At 64.2% G+C, this 9,369-nt stretch carries 1 protein-coding gene; it reads left to right on the forward strand.

Features of this window, described 5'->3' with window-relative positions:
- Positions 1 to 9,369, forward strand: a 9,369-nt coding sequence (locus E4O97_RS15610; RefSeq protein ID WP_248161659.1) for an SDR family NAD(P)-dependent oxidoreductase, incomplete at both ends; no start/stop codon positions are given.

Genomic DNA, 9,369 nt, shown 5'->3' on the forward strand with positions numbered 1-9,369 from the left:
AGGCGGGTTATCGCGGGGTGATGTTCCCGTGCCAGGCGTTTCATGGGCTGGGACAGCAAGTGGTGATGGCGCGCAGTGATGGAGTGGTGCGCCATGCCCGGGAACCGCAGGCAACGCCTGCACCTGCACCTGCACCTTCGGCCGAGAGTCACGCGCCAGTGTCAGCGCCTGCCAGGCGCGCCGAGGATGGGCGGCCCCTGCTGCTGGCATCGGTACGCGAATTGGTCGCCAGCAGCCTGCAATTTGAACTGTGCGACATTCGCGACGATGAACCGTTCGCCGATTACGGCGTGGACTCAATCACTGGCGTGGCGCTGGTTCGCCAGCTGAATGCACGCCTGGCAATTGACCTGCACACGACGTGCCTCTTCGATTACCCGAGTATCAACCGGCTCGTCGACTACATGCTGGGCCAATACCCGCAGTTCGCAACGCCTGCAACCGAGCCTACGGACGCCTTGCCGGTAACCCCGCCGACTGGCGAGCCGGCACAGCCAGCGGTTGATGACCAAGCCATTGCCATTGTCGGTATCAGTGGACGGTTCCCGCAGTCCCGAGATCTGGATGCCTTCTGGGAGCACCTGGCGGCTGGTGCCGACCTGGTCAGTACCGTGCAACGTTGGGACCCTCGGCATTGCTATGCCGGCGCAGACCAGGGCTGCGACCGCGGTGGCTTCATTGAGAGGATCGATGAGTTTGATCCACTGTTTTTCAATATTTCGCCTCTTGAGGCGACCTATATGGACCCTCAGCAACGCCTGTTCCTGCAGGAAGCCTGGAACGCGCTGGCCGATGCCGGGTGCCTGGGCGAACAGCGCCGCGCCGAGGTGAGTGTCTACGTCGGGTGCGAACAGGGCGACTATGACCAGTTGTTCGATGACATGCCGCCACCCCAGTCGTTCTGGGGCAATGCCCCCTCGATCGTGCCGGCACGCATAGCCTACTACCTGGACTTGCAAGGGCCGGCCATCACCGTCGATACCGCTTGCTCCAGCGCGCTGGTGGCCATCCACATGGCCTGCCAGAGCCTGCTTGCCGGCGATACAAAGGTGGCCTTGGCGGGTGGGGTTTTCATTCAGTCCACACCTGCGTTTTACCAAAAGGCCAACCGGGCAAGCATGCTGTCGCTCACTGGCGCCTGCCATACCTTCGACAGCCGGGCGGACGGCTTCGTCCCTGGCGAAGGGGCAGGCGCGGTGGTGCTCAAACGCCTCGCCGATGCCCTGGCTGATCGCGATCACATCCATGGGTTGATCCGCGGTTCCGGTATCAATCAGGACGGCGCCAGCAATGGCATTACTGCACCGAGCGCGTTGTCCCAGCAGCGTCTGCATGAGTCGGTCTATGCACGCTATGGCATTGACCCGGCCACCGTGCAGTTGGTCGAAGCCCATGGCACCGGGACGCGCCTGGGTGACCCGATCGAATTCCAGGCGCTCAAGGGGGCGTTCTCCCGTTACACCCAGCGCAAGGGTTACTGCGCGATCGGTTCGGTGAAGTCGAACATGGGGCACGCCGCCACCGCCGCCGCCATGGCAGGACTGTTCAAGGTCCTGTTGGCGATGCGGCATCGGCAACTGCCGCCGTCCTTGCATTTCCAACACACCAACCCGGCCATCGATTTCGCCGACAGCCCCTTTTTCCTCAATCAGCACCTGGGCGATTGGCCCGCGATTGACGGGGCCCCGCGCCGCGCCGCGATCAGTTCTTTCGGGTTCAGCGGCACCAATGCCCATATGGTCCTGGAGCAGCCACCCCTGCGCGTCCACCAGGCCAGTCTGGTGCCGGCGGTACTGATCGTGCTCGATGCACGCACCCGCGAACAACTGCACCAGCGCATGGCGGACCTGTTGGCGTTATGTGAGCGGGACGCGTCATTCGCAGTCGTAGACATGAGCTACAGCCTGCTCACCGGGCGCCAGCGTTTCGAGCAGCGTTTCCATGTTGTGGTCGCGGACCGCGCCGAATTGATCGCTGCGCTGCGCAGAGGCATGCCGGTTGACACGGCCGATCTGGCCGAAGCACACCAGCGCCGATTGCAAGGCTTGTCTGCTCGCGCCACGGGTCAGTCTCTGTACTACTTGCAGCAGTTGGCTGTATTTGCCGATGCCTGGGCAGCCGGCCAGGCAGTGGACTTCGCACCGCTGTTCGACGCCCTGGATTGCCAGCGCATGCCCCTGCCGGGCTACCCCTTTGCTCGGGAGCGTTATTGGGTAGTGGAGGCGATGCCCGCCCAGGACAAGGCTACCCATCCGCTGTCGGCCGCCATGATGCCCAATGACGGGGCGGCCATGGTCTTGCGCCTGGAGGGTGACGAATACTTCCTTGATCAACACCGCATCAACGGCGAGCCGGTGGTGCCCGGGGTGGCTTTTCTGGAGGTGCTCGCCCTTGCACGTGCTGCACATACACCTTTGACACCACTGAGCCTGATCAACCTGGTATGGCAGGCACCCTTGCGCGTGGTCTCGGAGCCCGTCGAGGTACGGGTGACACTCGATGTTCAGAGCCGACACACAGGGCTTGGCGGTGTTGAGGTCCACTCCGGGCACCCTGCGCAGGTGCACTGCGCCGGCCACTACGCTGCGCCGGCCACCGCACCCGCTGCGCTTGATCTGGCCGCCCTGCGTGAGGCCTGCCGAACGGCACCTCATTCAGCACATGACTGTTACCGGCACTTCACTGGCCTGGGGGTGGATTACGGGGTGAATTTTCGCTGCCTGGTGGAGTACGCCGCCAGCGCCGATATCGACCATCCGCAGCAACTGTTGGTGCGCTTGGCGCGCAACCCCGGTGCGACCCCCAACACCGGCTGGCTGCTCGAACCAGGCCTGACTGATTCGGCGCTGCAGGCCGCCGCCCACTGGCTGGCGCGCGATTGGCCGGAGCCGCGGGCGCTGGTGCCGTTTTCCCTGGAGCGCCTGGATGTGTTCAGTGCCGCTGAACCGGTATGGGCGTATGCAGTGCGCCGCCAGGCGGCAGGTTGGGCGAGCGTTCCGGCCGTGGATATTCAACTGGCCGATGCCAACGGCACGATCTGTGCGCAATTGCAGGGGTTGAGTTTTCGCGCCCTACCGCCACCGCAGCATCCCGGCGGTACTTCGCTGGATGCCGGGGAGAGCACCCTGTGGACGGGGGACTGGCAGCCTCGCGAGGCCACCATGGCGTTACCTGATTCTGTTGGAGAGCGCCTGTTGATGGTGGCCGCCGCGCCGCAGCGACTGCTGATGGAGCAGGCGCTGCACGGCTTGCCCTGGCATTCGCTGGTGGAGAGTGAATGGCCTGTGGGCGAGGGCTATACCCAGGCCGCGATTTCGTTGATCACACACTTGCAGGCGCACCTGCGCAAGGCTGACGGCCGGCCGTTGCACGTGCAACTGCTGGTGGAGCCACATGGGCCTTGGGCACTTTTCGAAGGCCTGGCGGCTATTCTCGAAACGGCGGCATTGGAGAACCCGGCGCTGACGGTCCAGTGCCTGCTGGTGGAGATCCAGGCGCCATCGGCGTCGCTTGTGAATGTCGTGAATCAGGCGCTGGCCCTGGGCGATCCACGCTTACGCTGGTGTGACGGGCAGTGGCAGAGCTTTGTCTGGCGCCAGTTGCCGAGCGGCCCCGGTGTTGTGCCCTGGAAGGCGACCGGGGTCTATTTGATTACCGGGGGCGCAGGCGGCATGGGCCAGGTGCTGGCCGAAGAGATTTTCCGCCATGCACCCGGGGCGACCCTGGTGCTGGCCACGCATCGGCCAACAACGCTAGAGGGCTTGGCGCACTTACACCCCGCATTCAATCGCTTGCGTGAGCGTGGGGCGCGGGTCGAAGTGGTCACCCTGGAGGTCAGCGATCGGCTGGCCACCCAGGCCCTGGTCGAACGGATCCTTGAGCGTTATGGGCGGCTGGATGGCGTGGTGCATAACGCGGGGGTGACACGCGACGCTTACCTGTTGCAAAAGACCGCCGAAGACGTGCGCGAGGTGTTTGCGCCCAAGGTCCAGGGCGTGTTGAACCTCGATGCGGCCACCGCTGAGGTGGTGCTCGATTTCTTCCTGGTGTCTTCGTCCATCAGCGCGCAGTTGGGCAATGTCGGTCAAGCCGACTACGCAGCGGCCAACTGCTTTATGGATGGGGTCGTGCGCGCGCGCCAACGTCAAGCCGAGCAGGGCCTGCGACACGGCCTGAGCATGGCTGTGGATTGGGGATATTGGGCCGACGGCGGCATGCGTATCGATGCGTTGTCCCTGGGCTTGCTCAAGCAGGCCTGGGGCCTTCTGCCTATGCCACGCGACGTCGGGTTGCACGCGCTTTATCAGGCGTTCAAGCACCGCCAGGCGAACACGCTGGTGCACTACGGCGTTGCATCGAGTGTGCGGCGTCTGCTGACGCCGACGACGCATCGTGTCGAGCCGCTCGAGCAGTGGCTGCTGGCCAACGTGGCAGCGCTGACCGGCGTGCCCGTAGCTGACATTGACCTGCAGCAGCCGTTTGCCGATTACGGCTTCGACCTGCCTATGCGCCAGGCCCTGGTGCAGCGCCTGAGCGAGACACGTGACCTGGCAGGGCAGGGCGCCCGCCTTTTGCGCTGCGAATGCCTCCAGGCTTTGCTCGACCATATCGTGCAGCCGCCTCTTACCGATTTGACGGAGAAGACTCCCGCCATGGATACACGCGACGACAGCCAGACCCGACACGCCAGGGATTTCATTATCGGACTGCTCAGGACCGTGTTGGTGACCGTGACCCGGGTCAGCCCGGCCCAGCTCCAGGATGACCGGCATTTCGAACACTACGGCATTGACTCGCTGATGGTCATCCAGATGACCGCCGAGTTGGAAAAGTCCTTTGGCTCCTTATCCAAGACCTTGTTCTTTGAACACAGCTCGATCAAAGCGCTGGCCGATTACTTTACGCGCAGGCATGCCGAGCGGCTCGGCGAACTGGCCGGTAGTGGGCCCGTGGCTCCGGCTCCTACGGTCGCCGAGTCGACGCCCGTGGCGCCCGTGAACGCACTGCCGGACGCCTCGCTCGCGCAGCCGATCGCCATTGTCGGCCTCAGCGGCCGCTACCCCAAGGCTGAGGACTTGCAGGCATTCTGGCGTAACCTGGCCGAGGGTGTCGATTGTGTCACTGAAGTGCCGGCCGAACGTTGGAGCCTGGGCGACCTGGCGCAACCGGGACGCTTGCCCGGCGGTAAGACCCTGAGTCGGTGGGGAGGCTTCCTGGATGACGTGGACAAGTTCGACCCGCTGTTTTTCAACATCTCACCCCACGATGCTGAATACATGGATCCTCAGGAACGTGTGTTCCTGGAGTGCGCCTACGCGACCTTTGAGGATGCCGGCATGGCCTTGGGCTTGCGTAGCCCCAGTGCGTTGCGGCGCACCGGTGTCTATGTAGGGGTCATGTACCAGGAGTACCAACTGTTCGGTGCCGAGCAAACCTTGCTGGGGCGCCCTATGGCGTTGTCCGGCAGCAGTGCGTCGATCGCCAACCGGGTGTCCTGGAGCCTGGGGCTCAGTGGTCCCAGCCTGGCTGTGGATTCGATGTGTTCGGCGTCGCTGACGGCGATCCATCTGGCGTGCCAGGGCATTCGCAGCGGTGACTGCGACGTGGCACTGGCAGGCGGCGTCAACGTCAGCGTGCACCCCAACAAATACTTGGGCCTGGCCCAGGGGAATTTTGCCTCCAGCCAGGGGCGCTGCCAGAGTTTCGGTGAGGGCGGCGATGGGTATGTGCCGGCCGAGGGGGTCGGTGCGGTCTTGCTTAAGTCCTTGAGCCAGGCGGTGGCCGATGGCGATCGTATCTACGGCGTGATACGTGGCAGCCAGATTAACCATGGTGGCAAGGCCAATGGATTCACCGTACCCAACCCCAATGCCCAAGCCGATGTGATCACCCAGGCGTTGGCCGCCGCCGGCGTAGACGCCGCCGATGTGGACTATGTCGAGGCCCATGGGACCGGTACGGCCCTGGGCGATCCTATCGAACTGGCGGGCCTGGCCAAGGCTTACCGGCACTACACCGACCAGACAGCGTTCTGCGCGTTGGGCTCGGTCAAATCCAACCTCGGTCATTGCGAAAGCGCTGCCGGCATCGCCGGCCTGACCAAAGTCCTGTTGCAAATGCAAAAGGGCCAGTTGGTGCCTTCGCTGCACAGTGAGGTACTCAACCCGGCCATCGATTTTGCCCAGTCACCCTTCGTAGTCCAGCGCCACTTGGCGCCCTGGCCGCGACGGGTGCGCCGCGTAGAGGGCGTCACCGAGGAGCGCCCACGCCTGGCCGGGTTATCGTCCTTCGGCGCCGGCGGTTCGAATGCACACTTGATCATCGAGGAATACCTGGCGCCGACGCAGCCTGAGTCGCAAAGCCGGCAGCAACTGCCGGTGGCCGTTCTGTTGAGCGGCGCCAACGCCGAGCGCCTGCAAGCCTCGGCCCGGCGCCTCCTGGCATTTTGCGCCGCGCCAGAAGCGCACGACCTGTCCCTGCACGACCTGGCCTATACCCTGCAAACCGGTCGAGAAGCGCTCAACGCGCGGCTGGGGTTCCTGGCACATTCTATCGACGATGTGCAGGCGTGTTTGCGCGAGTATCTGCAAGGGGCGTTGACATCCGGGCGTGTGCAGGTCGGGTCGGCCCGGCAGGATGAGAACCCGCTGGTTCGGCTGTTGGGCGAAGACGATCTGTCGGCCATGGTTGCGCAATGGGCGGCCACCGGGCAGCAGGACAAACTGTTGGCACTGTGGGTCAGCGGCGGCGATATCGACTGGCAGGCGCTGTTGCCCGGACGCTGGGGCAGGATCATTTCCTTGCCAGGCTATCCGTTTGCCCGCGAACGCTTTTGGTACACGGGGATCAATTCCGATATCGGCCAGCAGCACCCTCGCAGCCCCGGTGTGCAAGCGGCACCGCTCAGCGTGCTCAACTGTTCCGACCTGACGGGCCTGGGCTTTACCTGCCAGGTCAGTGGGCGAGACAGCTTTCTCGCCGATCATCACGTCCAAGGCAAGGCCATGATGGCGGGCTCCGCGTTTCTGGAACTGGCGCGAAAAGCAGCAGTAGCGGTGGCCACGCCTGACCAGCAGGGCGCCTTGGTGCGCCTGAGCGATGTGGTGTGGTTGGCACCCCTGGTGCTGGAAGACGGCGATGCACAACTGCGGGTACGCCTGTTTCCCGATGACACCGCACGTGTGCGTTTTGAGATCGCCACGAGCGGCGCCCAGGCACAGGCGCTCAACGTACGAGGTGTCATTGAACAGGTGCCCATGCCGACCCGTCCCCAGGTGGACCTACCCGCCTTGCTCGCGCGGCTACGCAGCAGCGCCGACTTCCATGAGCGTAATCCCGGGCAGCTCTACGACGCCTATGCAGGCCTGGGCATCGATTATGGCGCAACGCACCGTTGCCTCAGCGCGGTGTATGTCGGCGACGGGCACGCCCTGGCCCTGATCGAGTGGCCTGCAGCGCAGCCGTTCGAGGCGAGTTACGGCTTGCACCCGTCAATGTTGGATGCGGCGCTGCAAGCGACGCGCGTATTGAGCGACGAAAGCGCACTACTGCAAGTGCCTTTCGCCCTGGACCAGTTGCAGGTGTTTGCTGCGTGTGAACCGCGCATGTGGGTACAGGTTAACCGCGACCCACAGCGCGAGAGTTATGACCTTGAGTTGTTCGATGAGCTCGGCTGGTTGTGCGCCAGCCTGCGCGGCCTGAAGGTTCGACAGTGGGCGCCGCCCGGTAATGGGGGGCTTGTCGAGGGGGACGAAGAGGTCGGGCTGCCGGCTGGCGAGGTGCTACTGGTGCCGCAGTGGAGCCCGTTGGCCATGCAGGCCGTCACTGCCTCGCCGACGGCCACACTGGTCATCGGTGCCGATGCTTCGCAACTGCGCAGCCTGGAGGGCGCGCAGGGGCCGTTGCTCAGTTGTGCGTCGGTACCCTCGGACAGTGTCGAGCAGTGGGTGACGCGGTTCCAGGGGTTGCCGGCCTTCGACCGCCTGGTGCTAGTCATCCCACCGAGTGCCGCCCGGCACGCGGGCGATGAATGCCTGATCGATGAACAGCACGCGTGCGCCCTGGAGCAGCTGCGTATCGTGCAAGCGTTGCTGCGTTGCGGGTTTGACAAGCGTGCGCTGCATTATGTGGTGGTGACTCGCGACGCTTGGACGCCCCATGACGCCCAACCCGTACACGCCGCCGTCCACGGCCTGGCGGGCAGTCTCGCCAAGGAGATGCCGCATTGGACGGTACAGGCCGTAGACCTGGCGCATCAGGAGCGTCTGGCCCCCACACATTTGGCGGTGATGCCCGTTGACCCTGCGCATACCTCGCGGCGCCTGCGCGATGGCGTCTGGGAGGGCCGGCAGTTGCTGCTTCATCGGCCGCAGGCGTCCGCGCAGCCGGCTTATCGCAGCAACGGCGTGTATGTGGTGATTGGCGGCAGTGGCGGCATCGGCCAGGTGTGGACCGAAAGCGTGGCTCGCGAGCACGCCGCCCAGGTGGTCTGGTTGGGGCGCAGGGCATTGGATGCTTCCATTCAGGCAGCCCTTGATCAGGTTGCGCTGCACGGCCCACGTCCGTTTTACATGAGCGTCGACGCCACAGATGCCGGGCAGTTGCAACAAGCCTGCGAGCAGATCCTGAGCCGCTTCGGCCGTATCGATGGCCTGGTGCATTCAGCCATCGTGCTGGACGACCGCAGCCTGGCGAATATGAGCGAAGACCAACTGCGGCGCAGTTTGCAGGCCAAAGTCGATATCAGTGTACGCATGGCCCAGGTGTTCGGTGGCCAGGCACTGGATTTCGTGTTGTTCTTTTCGTCCTTGATCGCCTTCACGCGTAATGCCGGGCAAGCCAACTACGCGATGGGGTGCGTGTTCAAAGATGCCCTGGCGCGGCGCTGGGGAAGCAGCGGGTCGGTACCGGTCAAAACGTTGAACTGGGGCTATTGGGGGAGCATCGGCGTGGTGTCGTCAGCGGCCTACCGGCAACGCATGGAGCGTGAAGGCATTGGCTCCATCGAGCCGCGTGAGGCCATGCAGGCGGTGCGCACGTTGCTGGCCAGCCCACTGGACCAGATGGCATTCATCAAGACGTTGCGGCCGATCACCCTGGACGGCAATGCCGAGGCCGATCAGTGGGTCAGCCAGGCAATGGTAGCCAACGGGCCTTTGCACATTGAGGCTGATGTGGCGCAGTGGGTAGCTGCCGATGGTGCGCACGCTGCGGCCTTGCAAGACAAATACCGCCGCGACGCACAGCGCGAACGACTGCCGCAATGCCAGGTACTTTTGGTGCAATTGCAGGCAGCCGGGCTGTTCGACCAACCCACGCCGCAGACCACCCAAGCCCTGTATCAACGCTTGCAGGAACGCTCCAGCGGGA

Source organism: Pseudomonas sp. W15Feb34 (genome assembly GCF_023127765.1).
Taxonomy (GTDB): Bacteria; Pseudomonadota; Gammaproteobacteria; order Pseudomonadales; family Pseudomonadaceae; genus Aquipseudomonas; species Aquipseudomonas synxantha_A.